Annotated in this window: 18 protein-coding genes; 10 read left to right on the top strand and 8 right to left on the bottom strand. The window is 48.8% G+C overall.

All coding sequences use genetic code 11. The features are described from left to right. Positions 1 to 222: 222 nt before the first annotated feature. The 3 genes from BO53_RS0105805 to BO53_RS0105795 all read left to right on the top strand — a co-directional run bounded on the left by BO53_RS0105805 (position 223) and on the right by BO53_RS0105795 (position 1,770). Complete coding sequence (locus tag BO53_RS0105805) at positions 223 to 672, top strand: hypothetical protein (protein ID WP_031546472.1); 450 nt, start codon at positions 223 to 225, stop codon at positions 670 to 672. Between the two features lie 22 nt (positions 673 to 694). Further along, the gene (locus BO53_RS0105800; RefSeq protein WP_031546469.1) at positions 695 to 1,153 is read left to right on the top strand and encodes a hypothetical protein; all 459 of its coding nucleotides are present in this window, start codon (positions 695 to 697) and stop codon (positions 1,151 to 1,153) included. A 134-nt stretch (positions 1,154 to 1,287) separates the two neighbouring features. Next, positions 1,288 to 1,770, top strand: coding sequence for a MarR family winged helix-turn-helix transcriptional regulator (locus BO53_RS0105795; protein ID WP_156956102.1), 483 nt, complete (start codon positions 1,288 to 1,290; stop codon positions 1,768 to 1,770). Between the two features lie 128 nt (positions 1,771 to 1,898). Here BO53_RS0105795 and BO53_RS0105790 read toward each other — a convergent pair whose 3' ends face one another. From BO53_RS0105790 to BO53_RS13560, 3 genes are read right to left on the bottom strand one after another with little or no spacing between them, the layout of a single operon-like run. After that, positions 1,899 to 2,336, bottom strand: coding sequence for an SRPBCC family protein (locus tag BO53_RS0105790; RefSeq protein ID WP_031546464.1), 438 nt, complete (start codon positions 2,334 to 2,336; stop codon positions 1,899 to 1,901). Positions 2,337 to 2,366: 30 nt separating this feature from the next. Next, on the bottom strand, positions 2,367 to 3,413 hold the full coding sequence (locus BO53_RS0105785; RefSeq protein ID WP_031546461.1) for a 5-methylcytosine restriction system specificity protein McrC: 1,047 nt from the start codon (positions 3,411 to 3,413) through the stop codon (positions 2,367 to 2,369). Continuing rightward, positions 3,406 to 5,475 (bottom strand): AAA family ATPase, encoded by a 2,070-nt coding sequence (locus tag BO53_RS13560; protein WP_245608201.1) that lies wholly within the window; start codon positions 5,473 to 5,475, stop codon positions 3,406 to 3,408. Before BO53_RS13560 ends, BO53_RS0105785 begins: the two co-directional genes overlap by 8 nt. Before the next feature lie 163 nt (positions 5,476 to 5,638). On the opposite strand from BO53_RS13560, the gene BO53_RS0105775 reads away from it, so the two are divergent. The 3 genes from BO53_RS0105775 to BO53_RS0105765 all read left to right on the top strand — a co-directional run bounded on the left by BO53_RS0105775 (position 5,639) and on the right by BO53_RS0105765 (position 8,940). Further along, positions 5,639 to 6,487, top strand: coding sequence for an aldo/keto reductase (locus BO53_RS0105775; protein WP_031546458.1), 849 nt, complete (start codon positions 5,639 to 5,641; stop codon positions 6,485 to 6,487). Positions 6,488 to 6,794: 307 nt separating this feature from the next. Beyond that, entirely contained in the window at positions 6,795 to 7,508 is a 714-nt protein-coding gene (locus tag BO53_RS0105770) for an aggregation-promoting factor C-terminal-like domain-containing protein (protein WP_031546455.1), read from the top strand. A gap of 148 nt (positions 7,509 to 7,656) precedes the next feature. Next, positions 7,657 to 8,940 (top strand): CBS domain-containing protein, encoded by a 1,284-nt coding sequence (locus tag BO53_RS0105765; protein WP_051683030.1) that lies wholly within the window; start codon positions 7,657 to 7,659, stop codon positions 8,938 to 8,940. A gap of 79 nt (positions 8,941 to 9,019) precedes the next feature. Here the strand turns inward: BO53_RS0105765 and BO53_RS0105760 are convergent, their stop codons facing one another. Together BO53_RS0105760 and BO53_RS0105755 are read right to left on the bottom strand one after the other, a co-directional pair. Next, positions 9,020 to 10,420, bottom strand: coding sequence for an MFS transporter (locus BO53_RS0105760; RefSeq protein WP_031546449.1), 1,401 nt, complete (start codon positions 10,418 to 10,420; stop codon positions 9,020 to 9,022). Beyond that, positions 10,413 to 11,627: an amidohydrolase gene (locus BO53_RS0105755; protein WP_031546446.1), complete on the bottom strand. Its 1,215-nt coding sequence runs from the start codon at positions 11,625 to 11,627 to the stop codon at positions 10,413 to 10,415. Before BO53_RS0105755 ends, BO53_RS0105760 begins: the two co-directional genes overlap by 8 nt. Before the next feature lie 209 nt (positions 11,628 to 11,836). Between BO53_RS0105755 and BO53_RS0105750 the strand changes: the two genes are divergently transcribed. Further along, positions 11,837 to 12,970: a trans-sulfuration enzyme family protein gene (locus tag BO53_RS0105750; RefSeq protein WP_031546443.1), complete on the top strand. Its 1,134-nt coding sequence runs from the start codon at positions 11,837 to 11,839 to the stop codon at positions 12,968 to 12,970. A 121-nt stretch (positions 12,971 to 13,091) separates the two neighbouring features. Here the strand turns inward: BO53_RS0105750 and BO53_RS0105745 are convergent, their stop codons facing one another. Continuing rightward, the gene (locus tag BO53_RS0105745) at positions 13,092 to 14,498 is read right to left on the bottom strand and encodes a sodium/glutamate symporter (RefSeq protein WP_031546438.1); all 1,407 of its coding nucleotides are present in this window, start codon (positions 14,496 to 14,498) and stop codon (positions 13,092 to 13,094) included. Positions 14,499 to 14,640: 142 nt separating this feature from the next. On the opposite strand from BO53_RS0105745, the gene BO53_RS0105740 reads away from it, so the two are divergent. Both BO53_RS0105740 and BO53_RS0105735 read left to right on the top strand, forming a co-directional pair. Next, positions 14,641 to 15,600 carry a M23 family metallopeptidase gene (locus BO53_RS0105740; RefSeq protein ID WP_051683029.1) on the top strand — a complete coding sequence of 320 codons (960 nt, stop codon included), beginning with the start codon at positions 14,641 to 14,643 and terminating at the stop codon, positions 15,598 to 15,600. A gap of 18 nt (positions 15,601 to 15,618) precedes the next feature. Further along, complete coding sequence (locus tag BO53_RS0105735; protein ID WP_031546432.1) at positions 15,619 to 16,089, top strand: peptide-methionine (S)-S-oxide reductase; 471 nt, start codon at positions 15,619 to 15,621, stop codon at positions 16,087 to 16,089. A gap of 225 nt (positions 16,090 to 16,314) precedes the next feature. On the opposite strand, the gene BO53_RS0105730 is transcribed toward BO53_RS0105735, so the two are convergent. Then, positions 16,315 to 16,677 (bottom strand): toxin-antitoxin system HicB family antitoxin, encoded by a 363-nt coding sequence (locus tag BO53_RS0105730; RefSeq protein ID WP_031546429.1) that lies wholly within the window; start codon positions 16,675 to 16,677, stop codon positions 16,315 to 16,317. A 46-nt stretch (positions 16,678 to 16,723) separates the two neighbouring features. Next, on the bottom strand, positions 16,724 to 16,954 hold the full coding sequence (locus tag BO53_RS0105725) for a type II toxin-antitoxin system HicA family toxin (protein ID WP_031546427.1): 231 nt from the start codon (positions 16,952 to 16,954) through the stop codon (positions 16,724 to 16,726). 151 nt (positions 16,955 to 17,105) lie between these two features. Between BO53_RS0105725 and BO53_RS0105720 the strand changes: the two genes are divergently transcribed. Next, on the top strand, positions 17,106 to 18,089 hold the full coding sequence (locus BO53_RS0105720) for a formamidase (RefSeq protein WP_031546423.1): 984 nt from the start codon (positions 17,106 to 17,108) through the stop codon (positions 18,087 to 18,089). Positions 18,090 to 18,237 lie beyond the last annotated feature (148 nt).

The raw sequence follows: 18,237 nt of genomic DNA, 5'->3' as shown, positions 1-18,237 counted from the left end.
AATTTTACTGCCCATACTTTTTTTCACACTTGTCCTGATATATGTCAATCGCTCACACCGATTCAACACCAGTGGAAAAAACGCTAAAAATTCTCCTGCAGACATATTCCTTAAAGGCATACTCGGTATTGAAGTCATTGTATTGATCATGATTCTGTCATTACATTGGTACAGTCTATAATCATTCGACTCCTGTGAAAATTAATGAAAGAAGGTAATCAGATGAAAAAAGTGTTTGTCACTTTATTCGCATTTTCAGCTTTGGTATTGGGTGCATGTTCAGATACCAGTAATGAGCTGGAGGGAGAAGTTTTCAGTATTTTTTCATGGACGCCTGTTATTTCTCCCGAAGACATCGCTTCAGACAACTTCAACCCTTCTTCTAGTTTGGAATTCGATTTCAAATCATCGGATACGGTCGAGGTAAGATCAGGAGGAAAGACATTTGAAGGAGATTATTCTTTGGAAAATGATACATTGAGTCTGGATTTGAAGAATGAAGATGATGAAGCGTCATTGGCAATGGAATTCAGGGATTTTACCCGACATGAACAGAATGAAAAATTATATACCGGCACCATTTCGAAGCTGGATATTAAAACGGGTGGACGTCATAGGGTAGGCAGCAATTTTTCCCTGGATGGATATGTGGGGTTCTATAAAAGCAATTAAAACTTCTTGAATAAAATTTTTTATGAGACTGAAGGGAGAAGGTACCATCCATTTCCTTAAAACCAATCTATTAAGTCTGATCCTCGGCCTTCTGTTCCTCGGCGGCATCCAATTGATGCTCAACACCTATCGGCTGTCTAGGCTGGTCAGTATCGGGATGGACACAGTCATCATCCTCTCGATCATCCTGATGTTCATGCTCCTGCTGATTTCAGGCGTCTGCATTTATCTGTTCCAAAGAAATACAGGCAGGATGATCTACCTTTCAGGCATCCTATGGTTCCCCTACTACTATATCGGACTGCAGATATTCAATCACCTGCTTCCCATCACAGATCGGGGCGATGTCCCGCCGCCCGTAGTGGGGCTGTTCATGCTCGCCGGCATGATGATCTTTCCGATATATATCCTCTCTTCCCTCCTGCTGTTTAATGTGATGCACCAATCTGCAGAGTCAAATGATGCGAAACCTGCCACCTGATGAAAAATAGGTTCTTTGCTGCTCCGGACACGCTGGTCCGGGGCATTTTCTTTATAGGCATAAGATTTGAACCTTACACTTATCTGTCCTACACTTTAATCAATCGTGCACGATTAATTATTTGAAGGAGGGGTATATTCATGGAAGATATCAAACTCGCCAACCAACTGTGCTTTTCCGTCTACAACACGAGCCGGCTGTTCACGAAGTTCTACCAGAAGGCGCTGTCGGAGTTCAACCTGACCTACCCGCAATACCTGGTGCTGCTCGCCCTGTGGGAAGAAGACCATCAGACGCTCCATCAGATCGGCAGACGGCTGCATCTCGAAAGCAATACGCTGACCCCCCTGCTCCGCCGTATAGAACAGGCGGGCTGGATCATCCGCGAGAAGTCACCGCAGGACAAGCGTCAGCTCGGCATCCGGCTGAAGGACAAGGGACGCGATGCACAGGAGCCGATCCAGCAGGCCATCGCCGAATGCCTTGGCCATGAACACCTGGACATTTCCGAGTACCGGGAAGCACATGAAACGATTGTGAAACTCGAAGAGACGCTGCGCGCAGCGCTGGCTGAAGACACGGACAAACCAAAAGGTAAATTCAATGGCCTGATGTAATCACGATGCCACATCAAATGATGTCAGGCTTTCCCCACGCATTCAAGCGGCGTCATCGATCTGCTCAAGTTCGAATTGCTGTAATAATGTAAACAAAAACAGTCTGGAATATATTTTCCAGACTGTTTTCATGTTTCCACTACATCCCCAAGTTTCTTCATCTGATGATCCAGCACCCGCTTCATGACAGTCTTTACCCCCTTCAACACAAGCTTGTACCTACGGCTCTCGGTGTCGAAATGGCTCGTCACCCTGACCTTCGTAACGCCACTTTCCAAAGGTTCAAGCCTGAAGTCCGAGATGATGTCTCCCTGCCTAAGGGCAGTCTTCACCTTGATGTACCGCTCCACTTCATACTCGATGATTTCCGACCGGAACTGATATGTCCGGTTCAGCACCTTCATACGCGTCCTGAACTTTGCTCCCGCGCCGCGTTTCTCTTCTGTCAGGTATTCATTCCCTTCGAATATTGGGCTCCAGGATTTAAGCTTTTCGTCATCATTCACCACTTGGAAGATTTCTTCCGGTGTGGCATCCAACTCCCCTTCATAACGGTACAGTTCCATATGCATTCCTCTTCTCACATTGATTAGTCATCACTTTAAGCTACGTTCAGCCATTTCAAGCAGTTGTTCCTCCATCTTATGGAAATCGAGTGAAAGGTCCAGTGTCTCGATACGTATATTTTTACCTTTAATCATATACGAGTTGTTTGGCTGAACAGCTGTATTGGTCTTGGCATACAGCAGTAATCCACTGACCGTCTCCTCTTCTTTTTCATTATAGTTTTCCAAATAGGAAAATATCTGATACATGTTGCCCGATAGATGCTTCAGGGAGGATTTTTCATTGAAACTTGTCATGTTCTGCTGATAAAACTTTGTATCGATGATTAGGGTATTGGCCCCTTTCTTTAAAACAACGTCAGTTTTCATGACAGGCAATCCTTCTGAATACCCACCAGCTGTATCCCAGTTTATTTGCGGCCTATAGACCTTATAATCTGTTTCCTTCCTGTAGAAGTTGAACACAAACTTTTCGAATAGAGAAGATAATTGCTGCTCATCCTTAATTGCCTGTTGATTATGGGAGTAGCCATCCTCCCCCACCAACAACCCTTCATAAAGGTATTGGCACAGGTCAATTGGCAGCTGGTAGAACATGTTTTGGTTCGTAAACCGTATATGACTCCATAACTCAGAATTCAACGTAATTTCCTCTACACCTGTAAAAAAGACAAGAAGATTTCTCAACTTCTTTCTATGTTCAGTCCCAGTGTCTCCGTGTATCGCAAGCTTCAGAAGAGCTGATTTGAGGATCTGGTTCAGTAAATTGTTCTCAGTAAGTTCGTCGTACTGTACCGCAATCTTATGTTTCAAGGTGTTGGAGACGCCCATCGTTTCCCCAATATCAATTTTCCCCCGGATGAAAGTGGAATCTTCTTTGACTTCCCTGTATTCCTTCCACATTCCACGCTTGACTATTTTGGTAGTGCTGATGATCAACAGTTCTGTATAAAGTTCAGTCAGGTTTTTGAATGTTTCAGTTGAATACGATGATTCATCTTCTATTTTCAATGAACGGTAAGCATAGCTGAGCATATAGAATATGTTTCTGATTGGAATGCCGGTCGGGTTATTCATCCAGGACATCCTTCAATTTACCGTATTCAGCCTCTACGATGTCCAAGTCGTCAAACCAATATTCTTCGAGCTGGGGCTTTATTTCATATTCCAATATTTCGTATAGGGCATCCCTTGTATCTTCCTTTAAGGACGGGTCGATGAAATAGCTGTGTCCTATTTGGAAACCTGGCCCGAATGTGTCCTTTATCTTCACATTCAACTTTTTGACTTGTGGGATGAAACGGTTGATCAGAAAGGGGTTCTGATAGATTTCAATGAAGCTATAGAATGTCGGTGTGTCAAATGCAGGTTCCAGATCGAAGAAGGCGAACCTCCTTCTCAATGCGTAGTCGAGCATCGCCAAACTTCTGTCAGCCGTATTCATTGTACCAATGATATAGATATTTTTAGGCACATAGAACTTCCTATTTGAATAAAGCAAATTAATTTCTTGCCCACGTTTGTCCGACTCTATCAACATCATCAATTCGCCAAAGATACGGCTCATGTTCCCACGATTAATTTCGTCGATGATAAAAAAATAGGGCCGATCATCCTGGGAGGCTTTCTCGCAGAAATCGATAAAAGGCCCGGTAGATAGAGAGAAACCTTTTCCATCTCTCTTGGGGCGGAAGCCTTCTACAAATTCTTCATAGCTATAACTTTGGTGGAATTGAACAAAATGAATTCTCGAGTCGTCCGCTTCACCCATAAGAGAGTATGCTAAACGATCTGCAATGAATGTTTTGCCTACTCCTGGTGCACCACGCAGTATCAAATTTTTCTTACGTTTCAAAATCGATTGTAGACGATTAAGATCAGCCTCATTCATGAACACTTCTTCCAGAAAATCTTCATTTACGTAGGGGGTAGTACCCGTATATTCTTCAGGTCTGGTTTTTAGAAACCTTATAAAACTTTCAATACTGATAACAGCATTGGAAATATGTTCTTGATAGATCCCTTCACTCTGCTGAAGAAGAATTTTTTCTTTAAGCTCTTCTAGTGTTTCAGTATTAGTTTCATTAAAAATAGAAATCGAAAAATCTTTTTCAAAATCCAATAAAGTAGCGATTCTTGATTGTACTTCAGATATATCGAGATTCTCTCCATCTTCTTTCTTTTGGGTCAATAACCACTCCTCAAACTCCTGTTGTAGAACCGAGAACTCCGTCCCCCGTTGTTTTATTCTATTTTCAAACTTTAAGATCCAATCCGGATATTTGGTGAAATCAGTCAAAGTCTTTATAGTAATAGGGTCGTCCAACTTCCACTCCCCTTTTTCCAACCATTTCACCTGTCGGGTATGCTTGTATTCTTCCAATTGATCATCATACACATACTCTCCCGTAATTCTACCCTTCCCTATAATTTTTCTAGTGCCTTCTTTAACATATACGATGTCTCCAGGCTTCATTACTCTGGCAAAATCCCATGTAGCGAGCGAGTTGTTCCAAGGGGAATTATTCAGGTTCTCATAATCTTTCATGTAGTTTTTTATTTCATTACGGTTATTAAAATTACTAAGATCCCCCAAGTAACCCCAACCAATGGCAATATAACCTTTTTCATAAAATGTCTCCCAGTATTCAGCTCCCCGACCAGGTTGAAGCATCCAATATCTTATGTTCTTATCAAGTTTGAATGTTCCATGTTCGTCCTCTGGAAACTTTCCTTCAGGATAGTCTTTATAGTATAAAAACTTTAGGTAACTTCGCAATAATGCTCCCAGCTCAGGAATCCCGCCCATATCTTCCGGTCTACTTCTTATATTACTTTCAACTTGTTCTCGCGCTATTTCGCTCCTATATATTAGTGCTTTATCTCTAAACTTACTTGGATATCTCTTATTTGCTCCCGAAAGTATCTTTTCAACATCTTCTTCATTTTCCCCCGTTATTGACTTATATATAGGCAGAAACTCCTCATAAATCTCATAATTGAAGAAGTTATCCTTCGTGTCTGATTGTATATTGTACTTCTTTAGCTTTATCCCCAATTCTTCCAGATATGGACTATACCAAGAACCCACTTTCTCTCCTGCGTAATCTTTAGCCCAGCGTTTATACTCTTCCTTCATATTCATAAACACTCTCCTTATACTATCGAATATAGCTTGATTTCATCATACCATCTTTCCCCTAACTGCTCTAAGTGTCTGAGTGCACATCATTACCCATCAATTTTCATGAGTGGTAGAATGAATTCTGCACCACAAACCAGAAAATGTAAGGGGTATAGATATGGAACATTTGACTAGTACATTCAAACTATCCAACGGAGTCGAAATCCCGAAGGTCGGTTTCGGCACATGGCAGACGCCGGACGGCGAGACGGCAGTGAATGCCGTCAAGCAGGCGCTCGTATCCGGCTACCGTCATATAGATACGGCAGCGGCCTATAAGAATGAAGGCAGCGTCGGCAAGGCGATCAGGGAATCGGGGATTGCCCGTGAAGACATCTTCATCACCAGCAAGCTGTGGAATGAAGACCGTGGCTATGAAAATACGAAGCAGGCCTTCGAGAATACACTCAAAGAACTGGGCACGGACTACCTCGACCTCTATCTCATCCACTGGCCGGCGAACGAAAAGCAGTTCGACGACTGGAAAGAGATCAACCTGGATACATGGAAGGCGATGACCGAGCTATATAAAGAAGGAAAAATAAAGGCCATCGGCGTCTCCAACTTCATGACGAACCATCTGGAGGCACTCCTTGATGCGGAAGTGAAGCCGATGGTCAACCAGATCGAATACCACCCGGGCTACACTCAGGATGCGGTCGTCGACCTCTGCAGGAAGCATGACATCCTGGTCGAAGCATGGAGCCCGATCGGTTCCGGCCGCCTGCTCGAGAATGAAGACCTTACAAAGATCGCCGATAAGTACGAAAAGTCCGTCGCACAGCTGTGCATCAGATATGTACTGCAGAACGATGTGCTGCCACTGCCGAAATCCGTCACCCCATCCCGCATCGAAGAGAACACAGACATCTTCGATTTCGAAATCATGGAGCAGGACATGAAGACGATCGATGCGATGGAAAATGTCGGCTTCTCCGGCATGGACCCGAACGATGTGGATTTCTAGACCCAGAACATCATAGTCAGAGCCTCCGGCCAATCTATTGGTCCGGAGGCATTTTTATTTGAAGCTGGCAGACGATGAACGTTCCAGTATTGAATTTTCTCAAATATTACAGTCATATCTCCACATTACAGACACCGGTGTATTTTGTAATATCATTATTATTTGCCTGTAACCACAGGCGGGAATACACGTGTTATAGTGTGTCTTGTCTTGGAAAAAGCAGGACATCAAAACGTGATGCACCCTGAAGATTAAAAACAACCGATTGATAAATAATATACCCATTCATGGAGGATGAGATTTTTTTATGAAGAAAACAATACTGACGACGACACTCGCACTTGGACTTGGCGTATCCGGCATCGCAGCCGACCAGAATGCAGAAGCTTCAGAAATCAATAAAGCTGAACTTGCGCAGATGGCGCAGAACAACTCAAGCACACTGAACAATGCACCAATCCACGAAGGTGAATACAGCTACAACTTCACTGTTGATGGCGTCAACTACAACTTCGAATCCAATGGTACACAATATACATGGTCCTATGGCGGCTACAGCGTAGAAACACCGGAAGTGGCTGAGGCAGCACCACAAGAGGCGCCTCAACAAGCGGCACCGCAGGTGACTGAAGAAAAAACACAGGAAGCTGCGCCACAACAGCCAGCTGAAACGGTAACTCAAGAAGAGGCACCTCAGGTTGTTGAAGAAGAGCCGGTACAACAGACACAGCAGGTTGAAGATGTACAGGCAGCAGCACCAGCAGCGAACGGTTCCACTAAGGAACAGTTCCTCGCAGCAGGCGGTTCAGAAGCAATGTGGCAGCACATCGTAATGCCTGAATCCAGCGGTAACCCGCAGGCCGTCAATGAACTCGGCTACAGAGGCCTTGGTCAGACGAAGGAATATTGGGGCACTGGTTCTGTAGAAACACAGACTGAAGGCATGCTCGACTATGCTGTTGAACGTTACGGTTCCGTAGAAGCAGCAATCCAATTCCGTCAAGCGAACAACTGGTGGTAAGATCTCCATCCCATTCAAAATCCGCATCACCTCTCTGAGGTGATGCGGATTTTTTTGTTATCCAGCTGAAAAATATAATATGAATATTTTCATTCCTGATGTAGTGATATAATTGAATCAATGACTACGTGGTACGGAGGTGATGCAGATGCAGGTGATCATTTCACATGTGAACACCGATTTTGATGCGCTTGCTTCATTGATTGCAGCAAGCAGGCTCCATCCGGACGCAGCAGTCGTCATCCCGAATGAACAGACCGCTCCTGTCAGGCAGTTCCTCGCCATCTACAGGGACAGCTTCGACCTGATCGAGGATACGCATGTCGACTGGACGGAAGTGACCGATATGATCCTGGTGGATGTAGCGTCCATATCAAGGCTCGGCAACCACACCGGCAAACTCGATGAAGGACAGATGACCATCACCGTCTATGATCACCATACGCCGGGCGAAAATAATGTCAAAAGCAATCATGAAGTAATAGAACCGGTCGGTGCGACGGTGACCCTGCTGATCGAAGAGATCATAAAGCGGGGGCTTCCCGTGTCGCCGCTTGAAGCCACCCTCTTCGGCCTCGGCATCTATACGGATACAGGCGCCTTCACATTCCCGAACACCACCAGCCGGGACTTCATCGCCGCGAGCTTCCTGCTGGAACAGGATATGAACCTAGAAGTGATCCAGCGGTTCTCCGACTATAAGCTGAACCCCGACCAGCAGCACCTATTGACCCAATTGTTCAGCGATGCAAAGACGATCGATCAGGATGGGCTGACGCTGATCGTCAGTGCCCACCAGATCGATGGCTTTCTGATAGAGCTTGCGACGATCACCGACAAACTGCTCGAACTGAGCGGCGCCGATGCCGTGCTGACTGTGGTCAAGATGGAGAAGCATGTACACATCGTCGGCCGCGGGAATTCGAACAGAATCGACCTGCGTCCCCTGCTTGAAGCATTCGGGGGCGGCGGACATCCCCGGGCGGGTTCGGCCACAGTCCGGAAAAGTGAACTGGAGGATGTGGTGGCACAGGTGGATGATCATCTTGACCTTATTTTGAAAAAGGCGGTCATCGCCCGCGACATCATGTCGCATCCTGTCGAAACCATTACGCCCGATACCAGAGTCGAAGATGTCGAAAGTCTGATCGAACAGCGTGGATACTCCGGGTGTCCCGTCATGGAAGACGGCAGTCTGATCGGCATCATCACGCTGCGGGATATCGACAAGGCGAATCGTCATAATCTGGGCCATGCTCCCGTCAAGGCATTCATGCGTGAAGACCCGGTCACCATCAAGCCGGATACTACCATGGAGGAGATCGAAGAATTGATCATCACCCACAATATCGGCCGGCTGCCGGTGATGGAGGATGGGCAGCCGGTCGGCATCGTCACCCGGACGGACATCATTCAGGTGCTGCACAGCTGACTTGTTTCCCCGATAGCGAAACGGATACCTCATAAAAAATTGCCCACGCTCCAGTTTTGGAGCATGGGCAATTTTCAATTCATTCTAAAATTTCCTCCACTTTTTCCAGCAGGAATACTTTGATGAAGAGGAATGCCGTGATGATGATGGCGATGTTCACCATGAAGGCGCCGCTCGCCGCCCACTCGATGCCGAACAGGCCGTTCAGCAGGGAATAGACCGAGACGAGGATTGCGATGCCGAACCCCTGTCCCAATGTCGACGCCATTTTGAATATAGCGGATGCGACACCTGTCTTATCCGATGGCAGTGAGGACACTGCGGTATCCAGTGCAGGGGTGGCGAACAGTCCGACGCCCGCACCAAAGAATGAAAATCCAATCAGTGCGCTGATGATGAACCCGAGCCCATCGAAGAACGTCAGCGTCAGGAAGACCACGCCGACCGAAAGCAGTACCGGTGCGGCCATCAATGCCTTCTTCGGTCCATACTTGGCGATGCTCTTCTCCCCTACCCGTACGAGCAGCAGCAGAAGGATCACGTACGGCAGTGTCACCAGTCCCGACTCGAATGCAGTCAACCCAAGGTTCGACTGTGTGTAGATGTTGAACACTGCGATGCTCCCGACGGACATGTTCAGCAGGAAGTTCCCTGAGGCGACGCCCGTGTAGGAGCGGTTGGCGAAGAGCGAGAAGTCGATGAACGGCTTGTCCTTCTTCTTCTCGACCCTGTAGAAGACGAATGCACTGGCCAGGACCACCGCAATCAGTGCAAGCGAGATGGGACTGAGCCATCCGACTGTGTCACCCTGGGTGATGAACACACTGAGTGCCGCCATTAGGATGGTGAAGAGCGCAAGTCCTGCATAGTCGAATGACAATCCACCTTTTGGCAGTGGCACAGTGTGATGCCTCAATTCCTTCAGGAGGAACAGCGCAAGGAGCGAGAGTGCAATGGAAATGATGAAAATCCACTGCCATCCCAGATAGGTGGAGACGGCGCCGCCGAAGAACGAGGCGAATCCGGTACCACCGAATGCACCGATGGACCACCAGCTCAATGCACCGCGGCGCTTCTCCCCTTCAAATATGCTGTTGAGTATGGAGATCGTCGCCGGCATGAGCATTGCGGCGGAGAAGCCCTGGATGACACGTCCCGCCAGCATGATGTAGGCATTGCCGGTGATGATCAGCATCACGGAACCGATGATGCTCAGTATGATGCCGATGAAGGTGAACCGGACCTTTCCAAGCTTATCCGAAAGGTTCCCGGCAGCCACCATGAAGATGCCGGTGATGAGCGAGGTCAGGCTGATCGACAGGTTGATGATACCCTGTGATGTGTCGAAGGTGTTCTGCAGATTCGGACCCAGGTTCAGGAAGGTCTGGGCAAACAGCCAATAGGTCAGGATCGCAAGCACGATTCCGAGGATGATCATATTGCCTGAACGTTTCGTCACTTCCCCGGCTTCATTATTCATTTCCGGCACCCTTGTCCAGGTTTTCCAGACGGCTGAGTACAACCCCACCCAATGATTTGGCACAGATCAGGAGACTGTCCTCATTGACTTCAAATTTCGGATGGTGGTTCGGATAGGCGGTCTCCACCCCTTCCGGCTTCGCCCCGACGAACAGGAATACGCCCGGTATCTTCTCCAGATAGTAGGCGAAGTCTTCGGAGGCGGACTGGGGTTCAGGGTTTGTATACTTGTCGAAATATGTCCCCTCGGACGCCATGAGGATCTCCTCCAGGAACTCGCATTGTTCCGCATGGTTATGGGTTACAGGATAATCATAGACGTAGTCCAGCTCACATTCGACATCAAACATGTCTTCAATGCTCTGCACGGCCTTCTTCATCGATTCGTAGAGGAACTCCTTGCTGTCAGTCTCGAGATACCGCGCTGTCCCCCTCAATGTGACGCTGTCCTGGATGACGTTATAGCCGCCCGGTGCATCGAAGGCCGTCACGGACAGCACCGTCGAATGCATGGGATTGGAAAATCTAGAAATGATCGTCTGGGCATTGGTGATGAAGTAGGCGCCAGCAACGAGGGCATCCTTCGTCGTATGCGGCATAGCACCGTGGCCGCCCTGCCCTTTTATCTTGAGGTCGAAATTCGAACGCCCGGTGAGTGCATTCCCCTTCACGAGTCCGATTTCACCCTGATCGATCGTCGGCAGGACATGGATGCCGTAGATTTCATCCAGATCGTCGAGTTCACCCGATTCCACGATGCTCTTCGCCCCGCCCGGCGGCACTTCTTCAGCATGCTGGTGGATCAGTTTGATCGTACCGTTCCATTCATCCTTCAGCTCGATCAGTGTTTCACCCAGTATCAGGAGATACGCCGTATGCGCGTCATGTCCGCATGCATGCATTACACCGTCATTTTTGGATTTGAACGGCACATCCGCCTGCTCCTGGATCGGCAGTGCATCAAAGTCCGCACGCAGTCCAATCACCGGACCCTTGCCCTTCCCTTCGATCTCCACGATGATGCCATGGCCATTCCCGACTTCGGATTTGACCGTCACATCCTGATCCTTATAGAAATCGAGGATGTACTTTGCCGTCTCCGCTTCTTCAAACGACAGTTCCGGATTCTCATGCAGATGGCGGCGGATTTCCACCATCCGTTCTTCCTTCTCTTCCAGCCTCTTGAATAACTTTTCCTTCAATTGCATCTTAATGACCCATTTATTAAAAAATTCACATTAATCTTCACTACCATTAATACATATTTCAGCTTTCCATACGTGAAACAAATATGAAATTTTAATTATAATTTTCAATCGACATCATTACTGCAGATAGAAATCGCATTCTATTGAATGATTATTCAGTCAATAAGTTATATAATGGGGAGTATACATTTTAGAAGAGAGGGATATTTATGCGTTTTGAAACAAAAGCCGTCCATGCCGGACGCAAGGTCGACCCCGTCACAGGCGCGGTCACGACACCGATCCACCTATCCACTACATATGAGCGGGCTGAAGATGGTTCCTATACGGATGGCTTCATGTACAGCCGGGGGGACAACCCGAACCGCCGGTCGCTGGAAGCATGCCTCACGGAACTTGAAAATGGATATGACTGCGTGACGTATGCTTCAGGCATGGCGGCGATCGCCTCGGTGATCGAATCCCTGCCTGCCGAGAAATCCCAGCGCATCGTCATGGCCGATGATATGTATTTCGGCGTCCGCACACTGATCGGCGAGACGGACATCGGCAGACGGTATGACATCGTCACAGTCGACATGACCGACCTCAACGCCGTGAGGGAGACTGTCGAGGAGGCGGATACCGGACTCGTCTGGATGGAGACCCCGTCCAATCCGCAGATCAAGATCACCGACATCGAAGCCGTCGTCGAGATTGCCACAGAAGCTGGCGCCTACACCGTCATAGACAATACAGCCGCAACACCGATGCTGCAGAATCCGCTCGCCCTCGGCGTCGACTTCTCGCTCCATTCCGTCACGAAGTACATCGGCGGCCACAGCGACCTGCTCCTCGGTGCGGTCGTTGCGAAGGAAGACACTCAGATGCTCACCAACCTGCGCAACTGGCAGCATGCCAAAGGGGCCGTACCATCTTCATTCGACTGCTGGCTGGCCCTGCGCGGTGTGCAGAGCCTGTCTGCACGGATGCGTGTCCACTGCGCCAATGCCAAAGAGATTGCCGACTTCCTAAAGCAGCATGACAGGGTCGAAGCCGTCCATTATCCAGGCCTTGAAAACCATCCAAGCCATGAGGTCGCCAAGAAGCAGATGAGCGGTTTCGGCGGACTCTTGTCGTTCCAGGTCAAAGGCGGAGAAAAGGAGGCGCTCACAGTCGCCAATACTGTCGAAATCATCACGCAGGCCACGAGCCTCGGCGGCACACACACCTATATCGAGCACCGCTACTCCGTGGAAAAGGAACTGACTCGCGCACCCGAGAATCTGCTCCGCCTGTCCGTCGGCCTCGAAAATGCCGATGACCTGAAGGAAGACCTGGATCAGGCGCTGAGTAACATATAGATCAGACAATTGATGCAATTCCGCTAGATGAAAAAAGGACGAATGGCCCATCACCAGAAAGTGGATGGTCTGCCATTCGTCCTTTAGTATGTGTGTCCATGAAATGCATGAAGAAGTTCTTCTATTCCACCTTCTTCTTCCCGAAATAAAGGAGGCCCATAAGCAGTCCGATCAACAGCATGACCGATGCAAAGATGAGAAACGGTATCGGGCCGAACTGAAAGACGAGCGGCGCGGATAATGCGGTGACGAGGCCGCCGCCAAGGAACGGCTCGAACACAAGCTGTTTGTAGCCGAAACCTTCAAGTGCGGGAGATTCTGTCTCAGGGTCCGCCACGCGGATCAGCATCAGACCGGTGGCGGTAACACCCGTCGACTGGCCAAAGTCACCGATGGCCCGCTCAAGCCAGTAGTCCGGCAGCATCCTTGGTCCGAAGACGAAGAATCCGAACACGTTCCACAAGATACCGAATACAGCGAGCAGCAGGAACGGCACAAGATATTCCCCGAGGACCGCCAGTGAAACGGTCGCAATGGCACTGATGATGAGTATATCGAGGGCAAAGCCCTGGATGCTTGTAATCATCTGCCTGTCGACGAGACGGTGCTTGTCATATTTGTCCACGAAGAACTGGACGGCCAGTCCCCCGAACATCGCTAACGGGAACAGCGGCACATATGTCATGAAGTCCGAGCCGAACAGCGCAGCTTCGAGCCACGTGATGCCTTCCAGCAGAAGGTAGCCGATGAAGATGGCGAGTCCGACGATGGCGAAATGGAATGTAAGCGTCTCGATCGATTCGGACCTGACCGTCTTCTTTGGTCCGGAATCGCGGCCTTCCTCCTCGACGATGCCCGCTTTCTTCGTCGCAGACATCCCTTTTACATTGCTGATGATCTTCGTCTTGTCCCTTCGGACACCCCAGTTGATCAGGATGATGCCGATGATCACCCCGCTCAGGATTCCGACAGTGGCCATACCGACAGCGAGGTCATAGGCTTCCGGGAATCCAAGGTCCGCGAATGTCTCCTGCAGCCCGGCAGCCGTACCATGTCCGCCCTCGAAGCCGATTTCAATGAGTGCACCGACAAGCGGCGGCATGTCATAGAACGGCACCAGGATAAGCAGCGCCAGCAGGAGGCCGATGACATACTGTCCCCAGCCAAGGGTCCAGCCGAATGCCAGCTGCGGTCCCCCGACATTCCAGATCCTCTTCAACCCCGGCAGGACAGTACCGATGAACAGCGTCGCAAAAACGATGTTGATCATGAGGCCGGGAAGTGATGACCAGACCTCCATGATCTCTTCAGTCAATATCCCCGTTGTCCAGAACGAGTCTTCTCCGACGAAGTTACCGGCGATCCGCCCCAGTACTCCCGGGCCCAAAAACAAGGCCACAAATCCCCCGATGACCGACGCTGGGAGGAAAAGGTTCTGCATCAACTCCACACGCATCCGGATCCATTTTCCGAGCAGGAGGAAGATTCCCAGGATCAGCAGCGCAAACCCTATGTGTTCCGGACTCATATTTCCACTCCTCTCAAGTATTTCTTAAAAAACACACACCTTCCTCTATTTACCGTCCATAAACAATAGTTAGTGTTATCCCCCCTCTTCCCAACAATGATAATATGGAAACGTGAAACCAATGACAAAACGGAGGGGTTCTGTGAGTAATCATCGTTCCAACGGTAAAATCGATCCCGAAAATTTCGGGGAGGCTTTCCTGAATGAAAGGCCGAAGTCCATATATGACCAGTGCATTGCGGACTTCAAGCACATCATCACCCTCGACCAGTTCGAGAAGATGGTGTATGGATACAACCAGGGGGTTGAGCAGTATAAGCTGGAGCACGTCTCCCATCTTGGGGAGCACCGGCACTATCTGTGGCGCGATCAGAGTGGCAAGAAGGGACTCAGCGTCTATTTCGACTCGGCCGACCTGATCCACCGGCTCGTAGTGCATGAATATAAGACGTTCCCGAAAACCGACGGCACACTGTCCGAGATCTCCTACACCATGCCGGTGAATGGCGACTGGCTCGTCTTCTGGGGCGGCGCCAATGAATTCATCAACTACCATTACGCCTACCCTTCCCAAAGATATGCGTACGACCTGTTGATCATGGAGAAGGGAAAGACCCATAAGGGCACACCGAAGAAAAATGAAAACTACCATGCCTTCAATAAGGACATCATCGCCCCCGCCGGTGGCAGGGTGGTCAAGGTGCTCAACAACATACCGGATAATGTGCCGGGTGTGATGAATGAAAAGCAGCCCGCCGGCAACTACATCATCCTCCAGCATGCCAAAAAGGAATACAGCCTCCTCGCCCACCTGAAGGAAAACTCGATCAAGGTCGATAAGGGAGATATCGTCCAGGCGGGAAATGTAATAGCGAAATCCGGCAATTCCTCGGAAGCGCACATCCACTTCCAGGTGATGGACGCCCCGAAGATTCATAAATGCAAGTCCATCCCCATCCGCTTCAACGATCGGAGCAGCCTGGTCCAGGGGGACATCGTCAGCCAGAGGCTGAATGACAACGCAAAAAGATTCGATCCGGATGCACTCGGACCTGAAGGCAGTCCCCTCATACCGGAGTTTCTGACAAGAATATTCAAATGACCGGAAGGAGCAGATGATATGGAAACCGTATACTTGGCTGGCGGATGCCTGTGGGGCGTCCAGGCCTTCATCAAGACTTTGCCCGGCGTCATATCCACGGAAGCCGGCCGGGCAAACGGCAGCAGTGACACAATCGATGGTGCATATGACGGATATGCTGAATGTGTAAAGACGGAATTCGACCCCGCAGTCACCTCCATCGACCAATTGATGGGTCACCTGTTCGAGATTATCGACCCCTACAGTGTAGACCGTCAGGGTGAGGATGTCGGCAGGAAGTACAGGACTGGATTATATAGCGAAGACCCGGAGCATCTGGAAGAAGCGGAAGCATTCATAAAACAGAGGGATGACCACGCACAAATCGCCGTCGAAGTACTCCCTCTCACCAATTATGTAAGAAGTGCAGAGGAACATCAGGACCGGCTGGATAAGTACCTCAATGACTACTGCCATATCCCGAAGGAATTATTGACGAAACACCGATGAGTGTCTCCGTCATTACTGGAGGGAACCTATCCTTTCTCCCCCACTGCACTGGATTTATAAGACTTATGGTGTTATAATACAAGCAACAAATAGGATGCTGTACATGAAACACCGAACCCCCAATCTATGGCAGTAGATTGGGGGTTTTATTTGGTACATCGATTATGACATCTGGTAGGGCATTACGATGAGAAAATCCTTCTAAACCAATTTACATAGGTCTATTTACTTGCTGAGCTTATTTATCAGATACTGGTTTAAAGAAACTCCTTCCAATTTAGCCGCCTGGCTTAACTCCCTATGCAGACTCTTCGGCATACGGACCCTTAAATTTCCACTAAACTGTTCATCACCAATAGGTTCCGGTATCTCTTCCCCATTTTCCATCATATCCTCAATGAAACCTTCCAGCACTTCATATATAGCTTCATGCGTATCTTGGAAGGAATCCCCGGTTGCGATGCATCCGTCGAACTCCAACACTCGAGCTGCATAATAATCTCCAGATTCATCCCGGATGGGCTTAATAATAACGTTGTAAGGTTGCTCCAAATAGTAGTTTAAATCTTTCTTCTCTGCTACACTCATATGCTTCCATGACCGTAAAGTGGATTGAAGTGTACAAATAAGGGAACTAATCTTCCCCTATCCGCTTCAACAGTTCTCTGATCAGATAGGGTTTTAATGGTTTTTGATATGGCAAAGGCCATCTTTCTCCTGTCATCTTGTTCTTAAAGATGTGATGACTTCCCTTTACCCTCACAAGTTCATATCCATAAGCCTTTAACACCTTTTCAGCTTCAGAGAACTTTATATTATTCGGCTGACGTTTCATCTTTTCAATCAGCTTTTCCACTCCAGCCATGTGTCACCTCCTTCTCGCTCACTATAATGGTACCATATATGACACCATATAAAAATAAATTTGATGCGTAATTGTTTGTTATCCTTTCATGACCTGTTTGCCCCAACAACCCCAGGGGTAAATTTCGAGTAAATGAAGGAGGATGAATAAAATGAGTGGACTTGGTGGACTGAACAAATCACAGAATGGTGTGGTCATCGGACTTGTACAGCTGCAGTTGCCGGTGACTGAAACGAAGGCGGACCTCACGCAGCAGACGGAGAAGGTTTGTGAAATGGTCAGGAAGGCGAAGCGGTTTGCTGCACCGATCGACCTGGTGGTCTTTCCGGAATATATGCTGCATGGCCTCTCCATGAGCATGGACAAGGAGATCATGTGTGATGTGGATGGCCCTGAAGTCGAGGCATTCAAGGATGTGTGCAGGGAGAATGACATCTGGGGCTGCTTCTCCATCATGGAGTATAACCCGGACGGTAATCCATACAACACCGGACTGATCATCGACAACAAGGGAGAAATCAAACTGAACTACCGGAAGCTGCATCCATGGGTGCCCGTTGAACCTTGGGAGCCGGGAGATGTCGGGCTGCCGGTATGTGAAGGGCCGAACGGCAGTACACTTGGACTCGCGATCTGCCACGACGGCATGTTCCCGGAAGTCAGTCGTGAGCTGGCGTATAAAGGTGCTGACATCATCCTGAGGACGGCAGGATACACTGCGCCGATCCGTCACTCCTGGCGGATCACGAACCAGTCGAACGCCTTCTGTAACCTCGCCTATACCGCATCGGTCGCCATGTGCGGCACCGACGGCACGAACGATTCCATGGGCGAAGGCATGATCGTCAACTTCGACGGGGTGCCGATGGTCGAAGGCAGCAACCGCCCGGATGAGATCATCACCGGGGAAGTCAGACCGGACCTCGTCCGGGAGGCGCGGACGGACTGGGCCGTCGAGAACAACATGTATCAGCTCGGACACCGCGGCTATGTCGCCGTCGAAGGCGGCATCACCGACGCGCCGTACACCTATATGCAGGATCTGCAGAACGGGGAGTATAAATTGCCATGGGAAGATGACATCGTCCATAAGGATGGGCAGGCCTACGGCTTTGAGAAACCGAGAAAAAAGTAGAATCACATCCAATATAATCACATGTCACCGGAAGTATATCCGGTGGCATTTTTGTTTCTTCCCCTCCATGAAAGGCTTCATTGTACTTTTTCGCATTTACAATAATTTGAATATTCGCTACACTCTAAAGTAATACATAATAAGAAGG

This window comes from Salinicoccus luteus DSM 17002, assembly GCF_000712035.1.
Lineage (GTDB): Bacteria > Bacillota > Bacilli > Staphylococcales > Salinicoccaceae > Salinicoccus > Salinicoccus luteus.
The sequence above is the reverse complement of the archived record's forward strand: the minus strand, read 5'-3'. Positions and strand labels throughout refer to the sequence as shown.

Coding starts and splice junctions, on each gene's coding strand:
- BO53_RS0105735 (WP_031546432.1), top strand. CDS start 15,619: ATGGAAACCGTATACTTGGCTGGCGGATGCCTGTGGGGCGTCCAGGCC.
- BO53_RS0105720 (WP_031546423.1), top strand. CDS start 17,106: ATGAGTGGACTTGGTGGACTGAACAAATCACAGAATGGTGTGGTCATC.
- BO53_RS0105805 (WP_031546472.1), top strand. CDS start 223: ATGAAAAAAGTGTTTGTCACTTTATTCGCATTTTCAGCTTTGGTATTG.
- BO53_RS0105785 (WP_031546461.1), bottom strand. CDS start 3,413: ATGAATAACCCGACCGGCATTCCAATCAGAAACATATTCTATATGCTC.
- BO53_RS0105775 (WP_031546458.1), top strand. CDS start 5,639: ATGGAACATTTGACTAGTACATTCAAACTATCCAACGGAGTCGAAATC.
- BO53_RS0105770 (WP_031546455.1), top strand. CDS start 6,795: ATGAAGAAAACAATACTGACGACGACACTCGCACTTGGACTTGGCGTA.
- BO53_RS0105725 (WP_031546427.1), bottom strand. CDS start 16,954: ATGGCTGGAGTGGAAAAGCTGATTGAAAAGATGAAACGTCAGCCGAAT.
- BO53_RS0105730 (WP_031546429.1), bottom strand. CDS start 16,677: ATGAGTGTAGCAGAGAAGAAAGATTTAAACTACTATTTGGAGCAACCT.
- BO53_RS0105790 (WP_031546464.1), bottom strand. CDS start 2,336: ATGGAACTGTACCGTTATGAAGGGGAGTTGGATGCCACACCGGAAGAA.
- BO53_RS13560 (WP_245608201.1), bottom strand. CDS start 5,475: ATGAAGGAAGAGTATAAACGCTGGGCTAAAGATTACGCAGGAGAGAAA.
- BO53_RS0105760 (WP_031546449.1), bottom strand. CDS start 10,420: ATGAATAATGAAGCCGGGGAAGTGACGAAACGTTCAGGCAATATGATC.
- BO53_RS0105755 (WP_031546446.1), bottom strand. CDS start 11,627: ATGCAATTGAAGGAAAAGTTATTCAAGAGGCTGGAAGAGAAGGAAGAA.
- BO53_RS0105800 (WP_031546469.1), top strand. CDS start 695: ATGAGACTGAAGGGAGAAGGTACCATCCATTTCCTTAAAACCAATCTA.
- BO53_RS0105750 (WP_031546443.1), top strand. CDS start 11,837: ATGCGTTTTGAAACAAAAGCCGTCCATGCCGGACGCAAGGTCGACCCC.
- BO53_RS0105745 (WP_031546438.1), bottom strand. CDS start 14,498: ATGAGTCCGGAACACATAGGGTTTGCGCTGCTGATCCTGGGAATCTTC.
- BO53_RS0105765 (WP_051683030.1), top strand. CDS start 7,657: ATGCAGGTGATCATTTCACATGTGAACACCGATTTTGATGCGCTTGCT.